This is a genomic window from Sulfuriferula nivalis, from assembly GCF_009937995.1.
Taxonomy (GTDB): Bacteria; Pseudomonadota; Gammaproteobacteria; order Burkholderiales; family Sulfuriferulaceae; genus Sulfuriferula; species Sulfuriferula nivalis.
Genome location: NZ_AP021881.1, coordinates 2,241,796 through 2,261,311, shown reverse-complemented (window position 1 = coordinate 2,261,311; position 19,516 = coordinate 2,241,796). Strand labels below are relative to the sequence as shown.

Here is a 19,516-nt window from a genome sequence, read left to right as displayed (position 1 = left end):
TCCATGCATTTATGCGTGCACACAAGGTTAGCCATGAAACGTATCGCCTCGCTCATAGCACTCACAACCCTGCTCAGTGGTTGTGCAACTCATCAACCACTGGACCCGGCCTTGTTCACTATCGAACAGGGTCGCCTGCCACCGGCAGATATCACGCTTAATATTCCCGGCCTCGGCCCTTGCACCGACAACCCGGATCGGAGCCTGCATCTTGATTCCAGTCAGTCAGTCAATGTGCTGGTACATGGTTGTTTCGGTTCGTCAGGCGAGTTTCGTGGTCTGGCTCAGGTGCTGGCCTTTCATGGCCAGCAGGCGGCATGTTTCACCTACGATGATCGCAACAAACTTACGCGCAGCGCTACCGAATTGCGCGATGCAATCAATCAGCTCGCTGATCAGACGCATATTCCAAAAATCACAGTGATCGGCCACAGCCAGGGCGCATTGATTGCACGCAAATCGCTCACCGAGCTGCCGCTCACATCACCACCTGTTCGCCGACCTGATCTGCGTTTAGTAACCATCTCTGGTCCATTCTCCGGGATCGCATCGGCAAACACGTGCGGCAAAACCTGGCTATATCCGCTCACGCTCGGTCTGCTCCCAGCCAGCTGCTATCTGGTAACGGGAGCAAAGTGGGAAGATATAACCTACTCGTCGCGATTCATCCTTGAGCCGGGAGTGCTTGTCCCTCAAGTCAGCAGTTATCTTAAAATTGATACTGACGAGCGTGGCAGTTGTCGACGGGAAAAAGATGGGCGCTGCGTAGAGAGCGACGACATTTTCTCGTTGGCAGAGCAGCGGAGTCCTTTACACAAAACAGATGTGCGCACCCGGCGAGTAGAGGTGCATGCCGGTCATGTCGAGATCGTTGGCGACAAACACGTTGCACCAACGAAACTTATTGCTGTGCTACAAGAGCAAGGTGTGCTTAATCCGACTAGACCGGAAAGGCTATCGGCCTTCTCCACATTACTCGCGCAGATTTACCAGGCGAATGGCTTCTGAATCAGGCTGCAGACATAACAACTGGCCATCAATCAGCACAAATACGGCTGTTTTGCCTTGAGCTTTAAATTCACCTACGTACCCGTTAATTCAAGCTAATCAAGAAAACTATGAAATTATGATCATTTTTGTGTGTGGCCTTGGCAAAAGGGTTAGGTAGGGAAATTTTTAGTTTGGAGGTCTTGGGTATGGGGTGCAGGTATGTGAGGAAATCAATATTGCGGCGCGATTGATGTTTTTTGTAAGCTAAGAATTAAAAAGCACCTAGGCAATTAAGCGCTAGGTGCTTTTAATTTTGGGGTGAATGATGGGGCTCGAACCCACGACAACCGGAATCACAATCCGGGACTCTACCAACTGAGCTACATCCACCGTTGAAACTTTATTGGCCTGCCCGACAGGAATCGAACCTGTAACCCCCAGCTTAGAAGGCTGGTGCTCTATCCGGTTGAGCTACGGGCAGCTCATGAACCCGATGATGATAACCCGCCTGACGAAATTGGGAAGTCACGAATGACCTGAAGTATGACCTTAACTTGGTCGGGGCGGAGAGATTCGAACTCCCGACATCCTGGTCCCAAACCAGGCGCGCTACCAGACTACGCTACGCCCCGAAGACCGCTACTATACGAGCGTGGCACTAAAATGTCAACTATTGTTTAAGAATTACTACTGGCTTTACGATTTGTTTTTGGGGTGGTTATTTCAGGTTGAAGAGTGATAGGTAAAGATGAGATGATTACATCTTTGATTCGAATTGCTGAAAAAACTATGTCTGCTCAATTGCTCGATGGCAAAAAATTATCTGAAGATATTGTCGCTAAAATTCGTGCGCGGGTGGATGCGCGGGCGGCAGCAGGATTGGTTGTTCCTGCGCTGGCGGTGATACTGGTAGGTGCTGATCCTGCTTCGAGTATTTATGTGCGGAATAAGCGGAATGCCTGTGAGAAGGCGGGTGTGCGTTCGTTGTCTTATGATTTGCCAGCAACAACTACGCAGGCTGAATTGCTGGCATTGATTGATAAACTGAATGCAGATGCAACCGTGCATGGAATATTGGTGCAAATGCCTTTGCCAGCGCAGATAGACCCTGAGTTGGTGATAGAGCGTATCCATCCCAATAAGGATGTGGATGGCTTTCATCCCTACAACATAGGCCGTCTGGCGGTGCGTATGCCGACTTTGCGCTCGTGTACGCCTTATGGGGTGATGCGTTTGCTGGCGTTGGCGCATGATGATTTGAAAGGTTTGAACGCGGTGGTAGTTGGTTCATCGAATCATGTGGGAAGACCCATGGGGCTGGAATTGTTGCTAGCGGGTTGTACGGTGACCACTTGTCATCGTTTTACCAAGGATTTGGCGGGTATGGTTGCTCAGGCTGATGTCTTGGTGGTAGCGGTTGGTAAGCCAGAACTGGTTAAGGGTGCCTGGGTTAAATCAGGCGCAACCGTTATTGACGTGGGTATCAATCGTCTGGATGACGGACGTTTGTGTGGTGATGTGGAGTTCGCTCCTGCCGCAGAACGAGCCTCATGGATTACGCCTGTGCCAGGCGGGGTAGGGCCGATGACGGTGGCGATGTTATTGGAAAATACGCTGCAAGCTGCGGAAATGGCGGATACAAAGTAAAACGCCATACTGAGTAGTATGGCGTATATGGAATATTACTTACCGATGCGTAATGCCAGCTCTGCGGCTTTGCCCGTATAACTACCTGGAGTCATGGCCAGCAGACGCTGTTTGTCGGCATCAGGAATCGCCAGGCCATTGATGAACTGATGCAGGCTTTCACGATTAATTCCTGACTTGCCGCGAGTGAGTTCTTTTAGTTGCTCATAAGCGTTCGCCACGTTGTAACGGCGCATTACGGTCTGGATAGGCTCGGCCAATACTTCCCAGTTGTGATCCAGATCATCAGCCAGACGTGCTGGATTGGCTTCGAGCTTGTTCAATCCGCGTAGGCATGAATCAAATCCCAGTAGTGCATAACCGAGTGCCACACCCATGTTGCGGAGTACTGTGGAGTCGGTCAGGTCGCGCTGCCAGCGTGAGATAGGCAACTTTTCTGCAAGATGGCGTAGTAGTGCGTTGGCGATACCAAGGTTGCCTTCTGCGTTTTCAAAGTCTATAGGATTGACTTTATGTGGCATGGTTGAGGAACCGATTTCACCCGCTTTAACTTTCTGTTTAAAGTAACCAACTGAAATATAACCCCAGATATCACGATTCAAATCTATGAGCACGGTGTTCACACGGCTGATGGCGTCGAATAATTCTGCCATGTAGTCGTGTGGTTCGATTTGTATGGTGTAGGGATTGAAAGTCAGTCCTAAACCAGTGACAAAACGTTGCGCAAAATTTTCCCAGTCGAGATCAGGATAGGCGGATAAGTGAGCATTGTAGTTGCCTACAGCGCCATTGATTTTGCCTAGCATAGGCACGCTCTTGATCTGATCGGACTGGCGTTGCAGACGGTAAACAACGTTGGCCATTTCTTTGCCCAGTGTAGTGGGTGAAGCAGGCTGACCGTGGGTGCGTGAAAGCATGGGTACGGCTGCATGTTCGTGAGCAAGTTCAGTTAAACGGCTGATGACGCTGTTGAGCGCAGGTAACATGACCTTTTCGCGTGCGGCTTTGAGCATGAGCGCGTGAGACAGGTTGTTGATGTCTTCTGAAGTGCAGGCAAAGTGGATGAATTCATTTACCTTGGCGATTTCAGGATTGCTGGAGAAATGCTCACGCAGGAAATATTCTATTGCTTTGACATCATGGTTAGTGGTGCGTTCTATTGCCTTGATGTTTTCGGCATCGGCTTCTGAGAAGTTCGTAACTAATTCATCAAGCTCAGCAATGGTTTCAACCGAGAAAGCAGGAACTTCAGTAATGTTCGGTTCGGCGGCAAGTGCTTTGAGCCATTCGATTTCAACGGTAACGCGATTACGAATTAAGCCAAATTCACTGAAATGGGCGCGTAAAGCTTCGACTTTGGCGGCATAGCGGCCGTCGAGTGGAGAGAGTGCGGTGAGGGCTGACAGGCTCATAATTATGAAGTAATGAGTGATAAAAACATAATTTTACCGTAAACCGACGCTGCTGGCTGAGGTGAGTGGCGAATTTCTGTGAAGAGGGATTTAGAGGGCGTGCAAATCAAGTATAGTAATGGGTTTGCTGTCCAAATATTTTTGAGTTAATGACTACTGCGCTGTCTATTTTAAATCGGGTTTTTGGTTATCCTGCCTTTCGTGGTCGTCAGGCGGAGATAGTCGCGCATGTTGCGGGTGGTGGGGATGCGTTGGTGCTGATGCCGACAGGGGGTGGTAAATCACTGTGTTATCAGATACCTGCATTGCTGCGAGTGGGCACGGGTGTTGTGGTCTCCCCGCTAATCGCGCTAATGCATGATCAGGTCATGGCACTGCGTGAGGTGGGTGTGCGCGCGGCTTATCTGAACTCAGCATTGTCAGCGACAGAAGCAAATGCAGTGGAGCGTGAGTTCATACAGGGGCAGCTGGATATGCTCTATGTTGCACCTGAAAGATTGGTTACGGCGCGGTTTATGGCGTTGTTGGCGCGGGCGCAAGTGGCGTTGTTTGCCATCGACGAAGCGCATTGCGTATCACAGTGGGGGCATGATTTCCGTCCTGAATATATAGGGCTGTCGGTGTTGCATGAGCAATTTCCTGATGTGCCGCGTATAGCGCTGACAGCAACGGCAGATGCGGCAACGCGGGCAGAAATTATCAGTCGCTTGCAGCTGGAAGATGCGCAGCAGTTTGTATCCAGCTTTGATCGTCCAAATATCCGTTATCAAATCGTTGAGAAAAACGACCCGCGCAAGCAATTGTTGGCATTCATACAGGATGAACATCCGCGTGATGCGGGTATCGTTTATTGTTTGTCGCGGCGCAAGGTTGAGGAAACGGCCGAGTGGCTGGAAAAACATGGCATCCGTGCATTGGCTTATCACGCAGGGATGGATGTCGATACGCGACGGCAGCATCAGGACACTTTTCTGCGTGATGAAGGCGTGGTAATGGTGGCGACTATCGCGTTTGGCATGGGTATTGATAAACCCGACGTACGTTTTGTTGCACATCTGGATTTACCGAAAAGTATAGAAGGCTATTATCAGGAAACAGGGCGGGCAGGGCGTGATGGAGCACCTGCCAATGCCTGGATGGCGTATGGTTTGAATGATGTGGTACAGCAACGACGAATGATAGAGAGCGGTGAAGCGCATGCGGAATTTAAGCGTGTTGCGCAAACTAAACTGGATGCGTTGCTGACCATGTGTGAGGCAGTGCGTTGTCGGCGTGTGCATTTGCTGACGTACTTTGGTGAAGAGGCTGAACCATGCGGTAACTGCGATGTGTGCTTGTCACCCCCCGCGACCTGGGATGGTACGGTTGCAGCGCAAAAGGCGTTATCAACGGTATATCGTACCGGCGGGCGTTTTGGTTCAGGGCATTTAATTGATGTGTTGTTAGGGCGGAGTACAGAGAAAGTTCAGCAATGGGGGCATCAAAGTCTGAGTGTGTTTGGTGTTGGTCAGGGTGTGGACGAAACAACCTGGAAAGGTGTGTTGCGTCAGCTGATGGCGCATGGCTATTTGAGCGTTGACCACGATGCGTTTGGCGCACTGGTATTAACGGAAGCCAGTCGCAGCGTGCTTAAGGGCGAGACGCAAGTGTGGATGCGTAAGAGCTCGTCAATTAAACCTGTTAAACGTGGTTCGAGTCGGCCTATTGCCGCGCCTGTGGATGCCGCCGATGATGCGTTGTTTGAAAAATTGCGAGTGTGGCGACAGGCTGCTGCGCGTGAGCATAATGTACCTGCTTACGTGATTTTTCATGATTCAACCTTGGCGCAAGTGGCGCAGCGTCGTCCCGCGACACTGGCTGAACTCGGTGAGATTTCGGGTATCGGTGTGCGCAAGCTGGAAGCTTATGGGGCGGGGATGTTAGCGGTGATAAACGCCGTGGTATGATGTAAGCTTAATATCAATGGGAATGCTGCTTTGAATACAAATAACAATGATGTGCTGCGTAGTATTCGTTACGCCATGGATTTGCCTGATGCGGCGATTGCTGACATGGTGAAAATTGCAGGCGGCGAGTTGGCGGTGGCTGAAATTGCAGGGTTACTGAAAAAGGAAGATGACGCGGACTTTGTTCCCTGTGAAGATGAATTATTGATGCGATTTCTGGATGGGCTCATTATTAAAAACCGTGGCCCCAGTGACAAGCCTGCTGTGCCAGCACAATTAAGTAATAATCTGATTCTTAAAAAGTTGCGTATTGCTTTTGAATTAAAAGAAGATGATATGCATGACATTATTGCGCTGGGAGGTTTTGAGTTGTCCAAGCCAGAACTGAGCGCATTATTCAGAAGTACTGACAGTAAAAATTATCGTCATTGCGGCGATCAGTTATTGCGATATTTTTTACGTGGATTGAGCTTGCGTTTGAGAGGGTAACGGAAAGTGGCTGCGCTAGATCCTTTGCATGGCGTGACGTTAGAAATGATACTGACGCAGTTGGTCGCGCACTATGGTTGGGCGGAAATGGGTCAGCAGATCAATATACGCTGCTTTACGCATGATCCCAGTATTAAATCCAGCTTGAAGTTTTTACGTCGTACACCTTGGGCACGCGCTAAAGTTGAGGCTTGGTATGTCGATGCAATCAGTGTAGGGGATTTAGGGAACGATAACTATGAAAGATAGAAATAGCTTATTGCTGGCGACCAGAGCTGAATTTGAGCGGGTGTATCTGGAAGCTTTTGATATATTCCGCCCTAAGTGCATAGAAGATGCATTTCATCAGGCAGACACAACTCATTCTTCAGTTGAGCAACATCATTTATTAACCGCACGTGGCATATTGATGGAGCGCCACACCATCCTGCGGCAGAATTTATTGGCGGCAATGGCACATTTGCTGAATCGTAGTTTGCAAACAACGTACAGCCATGATCGCCCGATTTTTCAAAAAAATACCAATGCGTTGTCACTGGTTGATACCGCTGATTTTGAAGATGAATTGCAGCTGGGTGCGTTTACCGATCAATTTCGGAAAGAGGCTGAAGAGCAGCTACGGGATCTGAATATCCGTATAGCATTGCTATTTGGTCAGGATGATATCAAAGAACGTGAAAATCCGTTCAGGCCTTATTTGATTTCCCGTTCGCTTGCCGACGCAACTGGTATGTTGGCTGTGCCACTCGATATTGGGCACAGGTTAACAATATTGATGGCGGATGGAATGGCGACGCAGGTTGATGGTATTTATGCCAGCGTTAATGCCTTCATGTCACAGCATGGCGTTGCGGCAGAATTGCCCCTTAAAATCAGAAAATCACCGAATGCAACTGCACCATTACCCTTGAATGAGGATGCTGGTTTTGCAGATGAAGGTACTGCCACGTCGAGTCCTGTGCCACCACAGGCTGCACCTGGTACAACACCTCAATTTGCGAATATGCCACGTCAGTCAGGACAAGTTGCTCAAGGTTCAGGTGCGGCACAAGGCATAGACCAGTTTTTGCAGAATATACAATCCATGGTGGCCAATGCGGGCACACAGGCCGTAGGCGCAATGGCGGATGCTGTGGCACAAAACGTAGTGGGCGAGCAATCTAATGGCTCACCTGAGCCAGCTAGTCAGGCACCGAATGGTGTGACGCAAGCTTCGGATGAGGCGCGTATCGATAAGTTGCTGGCGATGATGCAACAGTATAGTCAGCAAACGGCAACCCCAGGCGCCTTAACTTCTCCTGCGGCCACTGCTTCAGCTGCGACAGCTGCCAATACACAACCGCCTGCGATGATGACACGTATTATGGATAATCTGCGCGCCCTTGCTACGGGTGGTGTCATGGGTGCATCGGCGGCGCAGGCAGGGAGTGGCGCGTCTGCGGGAGCTGCTGCTTCATTTCAGTCTGATAATGCGGGTGGTGCTGCGGCTGCGCAGTCTACGTCAGGTGCAACTGGCTGGATGGGCGGCGTGCAAAAAGTAGGCGCTGCATTAAAACAATTCTTTACATCGGGAACAAGTAATCCTCATGCAAACTCGATGGGAGCCGGTCCACGTATAGTCACTGTGCAATTAGCGCAGTCAGTTGATGATTTGCTGCATACACAAACCCCTAGCACGGAGGATATGACCAATAGTGAGGGGCGTATTCGTAACCTGTTGCTGGAGCAACGTGCAGCTTTGACTGAGCAAACTGAAGTCGTCGATGAGCAAATGACGATAGACGTAGTAGCGATGCTGTTTGAGTTTATTCTGCAGGATCATCGCGTCCCTGCTGAAGTACGGGCGCAATTGGGTCGCTTGCAATTCCTGGTGTTGAAAATGGCGTTGCGCGATCCGACGTTGTTGACGCAAAAAGGGCACCCAGTACGTTTGCTGATTAACCGTATTGGTAGTATCTCAGTTGGTTTGAAGAAAATCGACCCCAGCAGTGAACGGGTCAGCAATGAAATTTGCCACATAGTTGAATCCTTGCTGGACAACGCAACACAGAACCCGACTGAGTTTTCTGCCTATTTTGCCCGTATGCTGGATGATTTTGATGTGTTCGTGGCGGCTGAGTTACGTAAGAATGATGAGCAGGTCAATCAGGCTGTCGCTGCGATTGAGGATATTAAAAATCGTACGTTACGTTTTGCCCATATTTCTGCACAAATGGCAGAAATACTGTCTGGGGTGAAGCTGGATACGTATTTCTACGAGTTTCTTTCCAATACTTGGGTGCAGGTCATCGAGCGCGCCGAAACTGTCGATATGGCGCGCGCTACACGCTATCGTGCGTTAGTGCCTGACTTGGTATGGAGTATCGCGCCTAAAATTGATGTGTATGACCGTGAAGAGCTGGCTGCGATTTTGCCTATCATGATTAATACGTTGCGCGATGGTTTGTCTATGATAGCCTGGCCTGCTGACAAGCAACGTGAAATGATAGATTGGTTGTTCGATGCGCATGGCAGGGCGTTGCGGATTACGGTGGATACGGACACCTTTCAGGTGCCTAGTTTGCCAAACATGCATACGAATTTTGAATCATTGGTTAGCAATGCTGTGGTTAAAACAGTTCCACCGACAGCCAGCGAGTTACGCGCTGCTGAGAAGGTGCTGACCGATGCCGCTGCGTTGGTGCCAAATGCTGCCATAGCAACAGTTAACCAGTTCGCTGAACATGAGTTATTGGCTGAATTAAATCTGGATGATATAGAAGGTGTTGATTTTGGTACCGATGCTGTTGACGCTTATGAAGATGAAAGCGTCAGTGAGCGTTTGTATAATGGTATCAATATTGAAATCAAATTGAGTGTTCGACCAACACGAGCCAAGTTGAGTTGGGTCAGTGAAGATGCGGGCAACTTATTGTTAACGCTGGATGATGCAAAACTGCCTATGGTGATGAGCGTTAAGGCATTCAGGCGGCTTTATAATCATGGACGTGTGCACTTCCTCGAGGATGAAATGTTGTTTGAACGTGCAGTGAAATCCTTGCTGGATGCGGCTGAACATATGGATGCGAACGAGGTTGAATAAGGTGCTCGTACGCATACTGGGTAAAACTCTGATTTTGCCATTTCAGATGCGCTTGAGTACGGCACGTTCAGCTATAGCGGCATTACCTTATGTACAGATTTTTCCAACAGCAGATTTAGCGCGTTTTAATTTACGCGGTCTCACTCCCGAAATGTTCTGTGTGAACATCGCAGACCAGATTAATGTCCGAGGTTTGTTGTCGGGCACAGTTGAAAATGAACAGCAGATTCTTGTCGCGCAGTGGCTGATAGATGAAGATGAATACCGTGCTGCGTTACAGGTCAAACCAGATCATGCTTATTGGGTTGCGCGACTGGCGCAGATACATGGATATCTGCCCACACTGGATGAAGAATTTGTTGAAATTGAGCAACTTGTCGATGGCGTCCATGGTTATCGGCTGACCGTGGTTACTGCAGATATAGGTGACAAAATTGCACCATATGCCAGTTACCAATTTGATAGTTATCAAGCACATGAGTGGCTAGGGCTGGTGCCTGATAATCAATATTTATCAGAATTACGTCTGCATTTAGCGGACACTTTGCAAAATATCGCCCAGGCGGGTGTGAAATTAACAGCAGTATTTGATGAAACCGATTATGCGGGCGTAGCCCATGAACAGGATTGAATATGACCAATGAAGTAAATCCGGGAAATACAGGCGATTTGCGCGCTGACTCTTTGTACTACCACGAGTTTCCTATCCCGGGAAAGTTGTCGATAGAAGTATCCAAACCAGCGGCAACGCAACGAGATTTAGTGCTGGCATACAGTCCTGGTGTAGCCGAGCCTGTTCGTGAAATTGCGGCTGATCCTGAAAATGCCTATCGTTACACTATGAAAGGTAATCTGGTGGCGGTGATTTCCAATGGCACGGCGATACTGGGTCTGGGGAATTTAGGCGCACTGGCTTCCAAACCTGTGATGGAAGGTAAGGCGTTGTTGTTCAAGAAATTTGCAGATATTGATGCAATTGATATCGAAGTGTCGAGTGAAGACATTGAGACGGTGATTAGTACGGTTGCCAATATTGCAGTCAGCTTCGGTGGTATCAATCTGGAAGATATTGCCGCGCCAGCGTGCTTTGAAATAGAAAATCGGCTTAAGGCCATGCTTGATATACCTGTATTCCACGATGATCAACACGGCACAGCGATTATTGTTGCAGCAGGACTGGTTAATTCACTCAAAATCTCAGGTAAAAAACTATCAGATGTGCGTATCGTGCTGGTGGGTGCGGGTGCAGCAGGAACTGCATCGTTGCGCCTGTTGTTGACGTTGGGTGCAGATAAATCCAAATTGCTGGTGGTGGACAGGGTCGGCGTGTTGCATACGGGGATGACGGATTTGCCTCCGCACCATGCGTTTTTTGCGGCGGATACAGACGCGCGTACCTTGGCGGATGCGTGTGTGGGTGCTGATGTGTTTATTGGTACGTCAGCTCCAAATTTGCTGACACCTGAGATGCTGGCCAGTATGGCGGCTGATCCTGTGGTATTCGCGATGGCGAATCCTGATCCGGAAATTACACCTGAGCTGGCCAAGGCGACACGCGATGATGTGATTATTGCGACTGGGCGCTCGGATTATCCGAACCAAGTAAATAACGTGTTGTGCTTCCCTTATTTGTTCCGTGGGGCACTTGATGCACGCGCGAAGGCGATTACCGATGAAATGAAAATGGCGGCGGTACACGCGATTGCAGCATTGGCGCATGAACCTGTGCCAGATGAGGTGTTGCGTGCATATAACCTGACCGAGCTGTCATTTGGTCGCGAGTATATCTTGCCGAAACTGACTGATCCACGTTTGAAAGAACGAGTGGGTTCGGCTGTTTATCAAGCAGCAAAAGCCGGCGCGTAATGCGCTAGGTGTTAATGGACAAGATTCTAGCAGCCAGCCAGCATTCGCGTTATTTAGCGCGGCTGTTGGCAGCTGACGCTGACTTTGCGACACAGTTAGCTGAACGTTTGGCAACGCCTTGGCATGCTGCCGCGATGCAAGCCATGATAGATGCAGCAACTATTACTGATGTGGCAAGTTTGCAGCATGTGTTGCGTAAACTCCGCCAGGCTGTGATGGCGCAGATGATAGTGCGGGATTTGGCTGGGCTGGCGGATGTGCATGAAGTCATGCGGATGTGCACAGACTTGGCTGAAGTCACCGTGCGGCATGCACTGAAATTTCATACCGAGTTGCTTGCACAAGTTCACGGCAAGCCCATGAATGCCGATGGCACGCCTATGCAGTTGGCAGTGATAGGTATGGGCAAGCTCGGCGGTGCCGAACTGAATGTGTCGTCGGACATAGACTTGATTTACCTTTATGCCGATGAAGGTGAAACCACTGGCGATAAGCCGCTCTCTTATCATCAATTTTTTGTTTTGCTGGCTAAAAAAATAGGCCTGGCGATTTCTGAAATTACCGCTGACGGCTTTGTTTTCCGTGTTGATACTCGTCTGCGGCCATGGGGAGACGCAGGGCCGCTGGCGATGAGCTATGGTGCATTTGAAGACTATTTGCTAGTACATGGGCGGGAATGGGAGCGTTATGCATGGATCAAAGGTCGAGCGTTATCAGGTAGCCATCTTTCTGAACTGAATGCGATAGTCCGACCATTTGTGTATCGTAAATATCTGGATTTTAATGCTTTTTCGGCAATGCGTGATTTGCATGCGCAGATCCGTCGTGAGGTTGTTCGTCATGATAGGGTCGATAATATTAAACTGGGTCCGGGTGGTATACGCGAGATAGAGTTTATTACTCAGGTATTCCAGTTGATTCGTGGCGGGCAGTTAAGCAAGTTGCAAAACAAATCCACTCGAGCAGTGTTGCCGATGCTAGCGGTAATCGGCAGTTTGCCCCCCGCAGCGGCGAGTGAGTTGTTGGAAGCCTATTATTTTTTGCGTAATCTGGAACACAGGTTGCAATATATAGATGATGCACAAACACAGAAACTGCCCAAGCTACCTGAGGATCAGGCACGAATTGCAGCGAGTATGGATTTTGTTGATTATGTCCAATTTTTGGTTGAGCTGAACAAGCATCGTGCTAATGTCACTCGACATTTTGATCAGGTTTTTTCAGTACCGCAAGACGATGGTGCAACGCATCCGTTAAGTGCCCTATGGCTGGGTGCCTTGAGCGAAGTGGCTGCTGTTGAGCGACTTGAAAATTTGGGATATGACGATGCTGCTGGTGTTTATCAACGTTTGCAATTAACGCGGCGTGGTACACGATATGTGCAATTGCCCGACAAAGCTAAGCATAGGCTTGATGTGCTGGTGCCTGAAATCATCGCATTAGCAGCAACCTTGCCGCCACGCGACGCGACGCTGTCGCGGATGCTGGATTTGCTCGAAACTGTTGCACGGCGGTCTGCTTACTTAGCGCTGCTTATTGAATATCCCGCACCTTTGCGTCAGTTGGCGAAATTATGTGCAGCCAGTCCTTGGGCAGCGCAGTACTTGTCGAATAATCCCATGCTGCTGGACGAGTTGATTGATGCGCGGGTGCTTTATGCACTACCTGATTTAAGTGTGCTGCGACAAAGCTTGCATGAGCAAATGCTGGAGCTGGATGGTGATACTGAACGTCAAATGGATGCAATGCGCCATTTCCGTCAGCGTGTGACATTGCATTTGCTGGCGCAGGATATTGCGGGGGTGCTGCCATTGGAGCAGTTGTCGGATTATCTGTCTGATCTGGCAGCGCTCATACTGGAGGAAGTCATACCGTTGGCGTGGGCTGGTGTACAAAACCGTCATTATCCTTATCCAAAATTTGCCATCATAGGTTATGGCAAGCTGGGTGGCCGTGAGATGGGTTATGCCTCTGACCTGGATGTGGTGTTTTTATATGAGGATGACGCGCCTGATGCTGCCGTGCATTATGCACGCCTGGCACAGCGTATCAATACATGGTTGTCGAGTACGACTGCTGCGGGCATGTTGTATGAGACGGATTTGCGTTTGCGACCTGATGGCGCTTCAGGTTTACTGGTAAGTAATATAGAAGCGTTCAGCGATTATCAACAACACCACGCCTGGACTTGGGAACATCAGGCGCTGACTCGTGCACGTTTTGTTGCTGGGGATAAGCGGGTTGGTGAGTTGTTTGAACCTATCCGTTGCAAAATTCTTCGACAGCAGCGAGATAGGGAAAAGCTGCGAGACGATATTAGTGTCATGCGTCAGAAAATGCATGATGGGCATCCTAATCGTAGTGAACTGTTTGATATTAAACATGATGCAGGTGGCATTGTGGATGTTGAATTCATTGTTCAATATCTGATATTGGCTTACAGCGCTACACACTGTGATTTGACTGGCAATATCGGTAATCTGGCGTTGCTTAAAAAAGCAGCAGAGCTGGATCTGATCAATACAGCGCAGGCTGAGTCTGTGCGTATGGCTTATCGCCAGTTCAGGCAGCTGCAGCATGTATTACGTTTGCAGGGTGTTGATGCCGCCCGTGTAGAATATGCGCAAATTGCACCACATGCGGAGGCGGTTAAAGCGTTGTGGATGCATATATTCGCCGCAAAATAAGTTACAATTGAAAATTATCTTAAAGTCTCTGGAGTATATGCAATGTCTATGTCTGACCGCGATGGTTTAATTTGGTATGACGGCAAAATGGTTGCCTGGCGTGATGCCACTACCCATGTCTTAACTCACACTCTGCATTATGGTATGGGCGTGTTTGAAGGCGTGCGCGCGTATAAGACTGCTGAAGGTACGGCAATATTCCGTTTGCAGGAACATACTGACAGACTGTTCCGTTCTGCGCATATTCTGGGTATGAAATTGCCGTTTGATAAGGAAACGCTGAAAGCTGCGCAGTTGGCAGCGGTGCGTGAAAATAATCTGGAATCTGCCTACTTACGTCCGATGGCATTTTATGGTTCGGAAGCGATGGGCATCTCTGCCAAGAATTTATCTACGCATGTGATCGTTGCCGCCTGGACTTGGGGTGCTTACATGGGTGCTGAGGCACTGGAAAAAGGTATTCGCGTTAAAACTTCATCCTTTGCACGTCATCACGTCAACATCACCATGTGTAAAGCCAAGGCGAATGGTAACTACATGAACTCTATCCTGGCACATCAGGAAGCGGTACAAGATGGTTATCAGGAAGCTTTGTTACTGGATGTGGATGGCTTTGTGGCTGAAGGTTCGGGTGAGAACGTATTTATCGTTCGTAATGGCAAACTTTATACGCCTGACCTGACCAGTGCGCTGGAAGGCATTACCCGCGACACCATAGTGCAATTGGCGGGTGAAATAGGGCTGCAAGTTGTAGAGAAACGTATTACACGTGATGAGGTCTATAGTGCGGATGAGGCTTTCTTTACGGGTACCGCTGCTGAAGTAACGCCTATACGCGAACTGGATAATCGTATGATAGGTACGGGTGAGCGTGGCCCTGTTACAACCCAGCTGCAAAAAATGTATTTTGATTGTGTGACAGGCAAAGCGCCTAAGCATGCTGACTGGTTAAGTTATATTTGAGAATGAACATGGCACAACACGATAATACAGAACGTTTCATAGAAGTCGGTGCAGAAGATTTACCTTTGCATTGCCCTACGCCAGAGATGATAGCCTGGAATTCGCATCCACGTGTATTTCTGGATGTGGTGGATACAGGTGAGGCATTGTGTCCGTATTGCGGCACGACATTCAAACTAAAAGCCGGTACTGTGGTGCATGGGCATTAAACAGGATAAGCGCCTAATATGAACTAATGGACATCGTATGGTGTCCATTTTTCGTTGATAAATTTGAATGTTAAATTGAATGACTAACCCCTTTTCCTCGACTGCAATGTTTGCATCCGAGCGTCCACGTCGCGCCTATCTGGAATTGCGGGTGCGACGCAGTGTGCTGGTCGCAGGGGTATTGTCATTATTGATACATGTGGCAGTTTTGGTTTTTGTGCCAAAATTACCACCGCAATCTGCTGAAAGTGGTGTGCAGGGTGGGGACTCGGTGTTGGCGGTGCAGCTGGCTCCGCCAGACAAACCGTCTCATCAACAGCCTCCTGTGCCAACTAGCAAGCCTGCTGTTAAACCAAGCAAGGCTACACCAGTAAGGACGAAGGCGCATCTGTCCAGACCTGTTTTAGCCACGAATCAAGCTAATGCGACTTTTGTCGTGCCGAAGTCACCGCCTGATGTTGTGCAAGCTACGCCATCTAAGTTAAATCCCAACGATTTCCCAGATATGCAGTCATATATTGCAGCGCAGCGTATTGCGGCGGGTGGTGCTGAGGCCGTGTCTGCGCCTAGCGCTGAGCAAACGCGTGATGATGTGATTAAACGTAATCTGAAATCGGGAGGGACGAATGGGATATTTAGAATAATACGTATGGATAGTTATACCGCTGAGTTTTCGTTCCGAGGCTGGACCAATGATTACAGTAATGCGCGGCGGGAAGTAATAGAAGTTGAGAAGGGAGATAGTCCTGATATAGAACGTGCGATTATTCATAAAATGATAGACTTGATTCGGCGTTATTATAAAGGCGATTTTCAGTGGGATTCGCAGCGGTTGCATCGTGTTGTTACTTTGTCAGCCAAGCCAGTTGATAATGCGGGATTGGAAGACTTCATGCTGCGTGAGTTTTTTCAGGGCGATGGTCAGTTACGTTAAAGCGAGGAGAATTAGATGAACAAGTTATTGTTGTGTGTCATGTTGGGTTGTTCCGTACCAGTAGTGAGTTTTGCCGCATCGCCTGCGGAGGTTGTACAGGCCGCCCCATTGAAAATGGTGATACAGGTGAGTGATGCTGACGCTAAAAAATGGAATCTGAGCTTAAATAATGCGATGAATGTGCAAAAAGAACTCGGTAAAGATGGTAGTGTCATTGAGATTGTCGCTTTTGGGCCAGGTATCAATATGTTGAAATTTGATTCCGAAGTAGGTGGCAGAGTGCAGGATGCTTTGGCCGCGGGGATTAAGATTGTGGCATGTGAAAACAGTATGCACGGAATGCAATTAAAACCAGAGGATATGCAGGTTGGCATTGGTTATGTTAAAGCCGGTGTGGTAGAAATTGCCCGTAAAGAGCTGGCTGGTTACGCTTATATTCGCCCGTAAATACTGTTTTTAATCAAATACCACTGTTTTGTTGGCGTAGAGTAAAACGCGGTTTTCGATATGCCAGCGTACAGCGCGGGACAGTACTATTTTCTCTAAATCCGCACCGCGACGTATTAAATCATCCAGATCGTCTCGGTGCGAAATGCGGGCGACGTCTTGTTCAATGATGGGGCCGTCGTCCAGTGTTTCGGTAACGTAATGGCTGGTCGCGCCTATGAGTTTAACGCCACGTTCAAATGCGCGGTGATAGGGCTTAGCACCATGAAATGCAGGCAAAAATGAGTGGTGGATATTGATAATCCGACTTGGATAATGGCGAATAAAATCGGATGATAATACCTGCATGTATCGCGCGAGTACGATGAAATCTATGTGATGGTGACGCAGGATGGCGAGTTGGGTAGCTTCTGCATCCGCTTTGTTGTTTTTATCGATGCTGACGTGTTGAAACGGAATGCCGTAGGCATCGGCTAGCCATTTTGTGTCAGTATGGTTACTGATGATAATGGGGATGTTGCAGTTGAGTTCTCCTGCCTGATAACGGTAAAGCAAATCAGCTAAACAATGATCGTAGCGAGAGACAAAGATCGCCAGTCGAGGCTTGCTGCCAGAACTGGCCAAGCGCCATTGCATCTGAAAACGTGTGGCAATCGGCGCAAACGCAGTGTTGAAATCGACAAGATCGAGATCAAAACCTTGTAAATCCCACTCCACCCGCATCAGGAACAAACCTAACTCTGCATCTTGATGTTGATCTGCATGCAGGATATTTGCGTTGTGCTGATATAAAAAATCAGCAATTGCAGCTACCAGACCTTTTTGATCTGGGCAGCTGATTAACAAAATAGCGGTGGTTTTGTGCGACATGGCTAGCTCCTGTGAGCGCGGTATTATAATCCTAGAAACGGCAGTTGACCGCTAGTTTGTTGAGTTAACATCATCATCATGTTTAACGCTTATTTTGGTGATTTACTTGTCACCTGTTTGGTGACTACGCTACCCGTTGAATTGCACGCCCCTCACGGCACATGGCGGCGTTGCTTCGCACCTGAATGGAATGACCATTCAGGATTGTCGCGCCTTGCCCTGCACCCCGATGTGCGCACACTTCAACGTGTTCAACCGCCGTTTCTAGGATAAGCGATAGTTGATACTAGCGTAATTGCAACAGTGTGTAGATTATTTAATAACTCGTGTTTGCCCCGGGCGCTGGCGATACTGGGTTTCTTTGGGTGGCTTAGTTGCTGCACGCGCCACCAGCGGATCTACATCTTGCTGTAATTGTTGGCGTTGCGCAGTGGTTAAACTGGCATTGCGACAGATGGCATGGCGTACATTAGGATCGCGGTCATTGACGCACATGTCTATCATTTCTGGGGTAAGGTCGGGGCGTTTGGCTATACACAGGCGGATGACGTGATCCTGATCAGCGATAAGGGCGGTGATTTCATCCATGTTCAGGTCGGCACGGCGTGCAAAATAGCATTTAATGACCATCCATTGTTCTCGGACCATAAAAGGGCGGTAAGCCTCTGGTAGACTGTCGCTCAGCGCTAAATCGAGTCGCTCTGCGAGGGGGAGTGCTTTGTATTGTTTTTCTAAATGAGGCATTCTTGAAATCCTAGCTTTCCAATATGAACGAACTATGAAAAAATGTACCTATATTGTAACGGATTAAATTTAGGTGGCGAATATGATCGACAAGGATGGGTACAGACCCAATGTCGGCATCATTCTCTGTAACGCCAGAAATGAGGTGTTTTGGGGTAAGCGAGTACGGCAACATGCTTGGCAGTTTCCACAAGGCGGTATTGACCACGGTGAAAGTCCTGAACAGGCAATGTACAGGGAGCTGATGGAAGAAGTGGGGTTGGCGCCGGAGCATGTACGTATTCTTGGGCGTACACAGAACTGGCTGCGCTATGATGTGCCACGGCATTGGTCGCGGCGTGATTGCCGTGGGCATTATCGTGGACAAAAGCAGATCTGGTTTTTGTTGCGCTTGACTGGGCGTGATTGCGATGTGTGTTTACGCGCATCGACACATCCAGAGTTTGATGCTTGGCGTTGGAATAGTTATTGGGTGGCAATGGATACAGTAGTTGAGTTCAAACGTGATGTGTATCGCGCGGCGTTGTCAGAGTTGGCGCATTATCTGGATAGGGATCATGAGCGTCGCCACACACCACACGGTGAGGTTGGCTTGTTGGTGGATGCATCCAAATGATGAAGTTGATATTTGAGTCATTTGATCGTGCTGTTTACTATGTAGAAAATACGAGCCCTGCGGTGTTTTATTTAGCGGATAAAGAAGGTGGTGGTATTTTAATTAATACCCCATCGTTTTCTGATGCGTTATTGGCGGAAGTCAATGTGATAATGCCGCTCAAGTTTATTTTTTATCCCAGTTATTTTGGCGCGCAGGATGTGGATGTCTGGCGCTCTGCAAGTGGTGCACAGTCCATGGCTTATGGTCATGAGGCAAAACGTATTAAAGGTGCGATAGATCTGGTGCTGGACAGAGAAAATCGTTTTTCACGCACTATTGATTTTCTGCCTATGTCAGGACGTACTGAGAGCAGTTGTGCACTGCGCTGCAAAAATAAACCGGGCATGGTGTTCTTCGGCCCTATCTTGTCGATGGGTGAGTCAGGCTGGCCGACATTGGCCGCACAAGATAATGATTATTCATTTGAAAATCGCATGTTCGGCACATTGGGTTTGCAAGACGTGAAATTTGAATATGCATTTACTGACGATTTTGACCCGCAAGCCAGCCAATATGGCCCTGGTGCGGATGTTGCAATACAGCGCGAGTTGGCGCATGTATTTGATTGAGAT

At 48.7% G+C, this 19,516-nt stretch carries 19 protein-coding genes and 3 tRNA genes; 16 read left to right on the top strand and 6 right to left on the bottom strand.

The features are described from left to right. Positions 1–15 precede the first annotated feature (15 nt). Positions 16–1,008, top strand: coding sequence for an esterase/lipase family protein (locus SFSGTM_RS11095; protein ID WP_232525969.1), 993 nt, complete (start codon positions 16–18; stop codon positions 1,006–1,008). Positions 1,009–1,304: 296 nt separating this feature from the next. Here the strand turns inward: SFSGTM_RS11095 and SFSGTM_RS11090 are convergent. From SFSGTM_RS11090 to SFSGTM_RS11080, 3 genes are all read right to left on the bottom strand, one after another. Then, positions 1,305–1,380: transfer RNA gene (locus tag SFSGTM_RS11090), tRNA-His, on the bottom strand. Positions 1,381–1,394: 14 nt separating this feature from the next. Beyond that, positions 1,395–1,471 (bottom strand) — tRNA-Arg (locus tag SFSGTM_RS11085). 74 nt (positions 1,472–1,545) lie between these two features. Continuing rightward, positions 1,546–1,622 (bottom strand) — tRNA-Pro (locus tag SFSGTM_RS11080). Between the two features lie 157 nt (positions 1,623–1,779). On the opposite strand from SFSGTM_RS11080, the gene folD reads away from it, so the two are divergent. Then, positions 1,780–2,637, top strand: a complete 858-nt coding sequence (gene folD / locus SFSGTM_RS11075; RefSeq protein WP_162086301.1) for a bifunctional methylenetetrahydrofolate dehydrogenase/methenyltetrahydrofolate cyclohydrolase FolD — start codon at positions 1,780–1,782, stop codon at positions 2,635–2,637. Positions 2,638–2,672: 35 nt separating this feature from the next. On the opposite strand, the gene purB is transcribed toward folD, so the two are convergent. After that, positions 2,673–4,049 carry an adenylosuccinate lyase gene (purB, locus tag SFSGTM_RS11070; protein ID WP_162085221.1) on the bottom strand — a complete coding sequence of 459 codons (1,377 nt, stop codon included), beginning with the start codon at positions 4,047–4,049 and terminating at the stop codon, positions 2,673–2,675. Between the two features lie 149 nt (positions 4,050–4,198). Here purB and recQ point away from each other — a divergent pair, with 149 nt between their 5' ends. From recQ to SFSGTM_RS11015, 11 genes are all read left to right on the top strand, one after another. Then, positions 4,199–5,995 (top strand): DNA helicase RecQ, encoded by a 1,797-nt coding sequence (gene recQ / locus SFSGTM_RS11065; protein ID WP_162085220.1) that lies wholly within the window; start codon positions 4,199–4,201, stop codon positions 5,993–5,995. 30 nt (positions 5,996–6,025) lie between these two features. Further along, positions 6,026–6,484 (top strand): YehS family protein, encoded by a 459-nt coding sequence (locus SFSGTM_RS11060; protein WP_198420549.1) that lies wholly within the window; start codon positions 6,026–6,028, stop codon positions 6,482–6,484. A 6-nt stretch (positions 6,485–6,490) separates the two neighbouring features. Then, entirely contained in the window at positions 6,491–6,733 is a 243-nt protein-coding gene (locus SFSGTM_RS11055; protein ID WP_269780050.1) for a VF530 family protein, read from the top strand. After that, positions 6,723–9,566 carry a DUF1631 family protein gene (locus tag SFSGTM_RS11050; protein ID WP_162085219.1) on the top strand — a complete coding sequence of 948 codons (2,844 nt, stop codon included), beginning with the start codon at positions 6,723–6,725 and terminating at the stop codon, positions 9,564–9,566. Before SFSGTM_RS11055 ends, SFSGTM_RS11050 begins: the two co-directional genes overlap by 11 nt. Then, the gene (locus SFSGTM_RS11045) at positions 9,559–10,197 is read left to right on the top strand and encodes a hypothetical protein (RefSeq protein ID WP_162085218.1); all 639 of its coding nucleotides are present in this window, start codon (positions 9,559–9,561) and stop codon (positions 10,195–10,197) included. Before SFSGTM_RS11050 ends, SFSGTM_RS11045 begins: the two co-directional genes overlap by 8 nt. A 2-nt stretch (positions 10,198–10,199) precedes the next feature. After that, a complete protein-coding gene (locus SFSGTM_RS11040; protein WP_162085217.1) occupies positions 10,200–11,432 on the top strand; it encodes a malic enzyme-like NAD(P)-binding protein in 1,233 nt (410 codons plus the stop codon). Positions 11,433–11,446: 14 nt separating this feature from the next. Continuing rightward, a complete protein-coding gene (gene glnE / locus SFSGTM_RS11035; protein WP_162085216.1) occupies positions 11,447–14,119 on the top strand; it encodes a bifunctional [glutamate--ammonia ligase]-adenylyl-L-tyrosine phosphorylase/[glutamate--ammonia-ligase] adenylyltransferase in 2,673 nt (890 codons plus the stop codon). Positions 14,120–14,161: 42 nt separating this feature from the next. Beyond that, positions 14,162–15,082, top strand: coding sequence for a branched-chain amino acid transaminase (locus SFSGTM_RS11030; RefSeq protein WP_174237413.1), 921 nt, complete (start codon positions 14,162–14,164; stop codon positions 15,080–15,082). A gap of 8 nt (positions 15,083–15,090) precedes the next feature. After that, positions 15,091–15,291, top strand: coding sequence for a zinc-finger domain-containing protein (locus SFSGTM_RS11025; protein WP_162085215.1), 201 nt, complete (start codon positions 15,091–15,093; stop codon positions 15,289–15,291). A 79-nt stretch (positions 15,292–15,370) separates the two neighbouring features. Beyond that, positions 15,371–16,225 (top strand): hypothetical protein, encoded by an 855-nt coding sequence (locus tag SFSGTM_RS11020; protein ID WP_162085214.1) that lies wholly within the window; start codon positions 15,371–15,373, stop codon positions 16,223–16,225. A gap of 15 nt (positions 16,226–16,240) precedes the next feature. Further along, entirely contained in the window at positions 16,241–16,672 is a 432-nt protein-coding gene (locus SFSGTM_RS11015) for a DsrE family protein (RefSeq protein WP_162085213.1), read from the top strand. A gap of 9 nt (positions 16,673–16,681) precedes the next feature. On the opposite strand, the gene purU is transcribed toward SFSGTM_RS11015, so the two are convergent. After that, entirely contained in the window at positions 16,682–17,542 is an 861-nt protein-coding gene (purU, locus tag SFSGTM_RS11010; RefSeq protein WP_162085212.1) for a formyltetrahydrofolate deformylase, read from the bottom strand. Between the two features lie 78 nt (positions 17,543–17,620). Here purU and SFSGTM_RS11005 point away from each other — a divergent pair, with 78 nt between their 5' ends. Further along, complete coding sequence (locus SFSGTM_RS11005) at positions 17,621–17,815, top strand: hypothetical protein (protein WP_162085211.1); 195 nt, start codon at positions 17,621–17,623, stop codon at positions 17,813–17,815. Positions 17,816–17,854: 39 nt separating this feature from the next. Here SFSGTM_RS11005 and SFSGTM_RS11000 read toward each other — a convergent pair whose 3' ends face one another. Then, complete coding sequence (locus tag SFSGTM_RS11000; protein ID WP_162085210.1) at positions 17,855–18,286, bottom strand: hypothetical protein; 432 nt, start codon at positions 18,284–18,286, stop codon at positions 17,855–17,857. Positions 18,287–18,368: 82 nt separating this feature from the next. Between SFSGTM_RS11000 and SFSGTM_RS10995 the strand changes: the two genes are divergently transcribed. Together SFSGTM_RS10995 and SFSGTM_RS10990 are read left to right on the top strand one after the other, a co-directional pair. Beyond that, entirely contained in the window at positions 18,369–18,902 is a 534-nt protein-coding gene (locus SFSGTM_RS10995) for an RNA pyrophosphohydrolase (RefSeq protein ID WP_162085209.1), read from the top strand. Continuing rightward, the gene (locus SFSGTM_RS10990; RefSeq protein ID WP_162085208.1) at positions 18,899–19,513 is read left to right on the top strand and encodes a hypothetical protein; all 615 of its coding nucleotides are present in this window, start codon (positions 18,899–18,901) and stop codon (positions 19,511–19,513) included. Before SFSGTM_RS10995 ends, SFSGTM_RS10990 begins: the two co-directional genes overlap by 4 nt. The last annotated feature ends 3 nt before the right edge of the window (positions 19,514–19,516 follow it).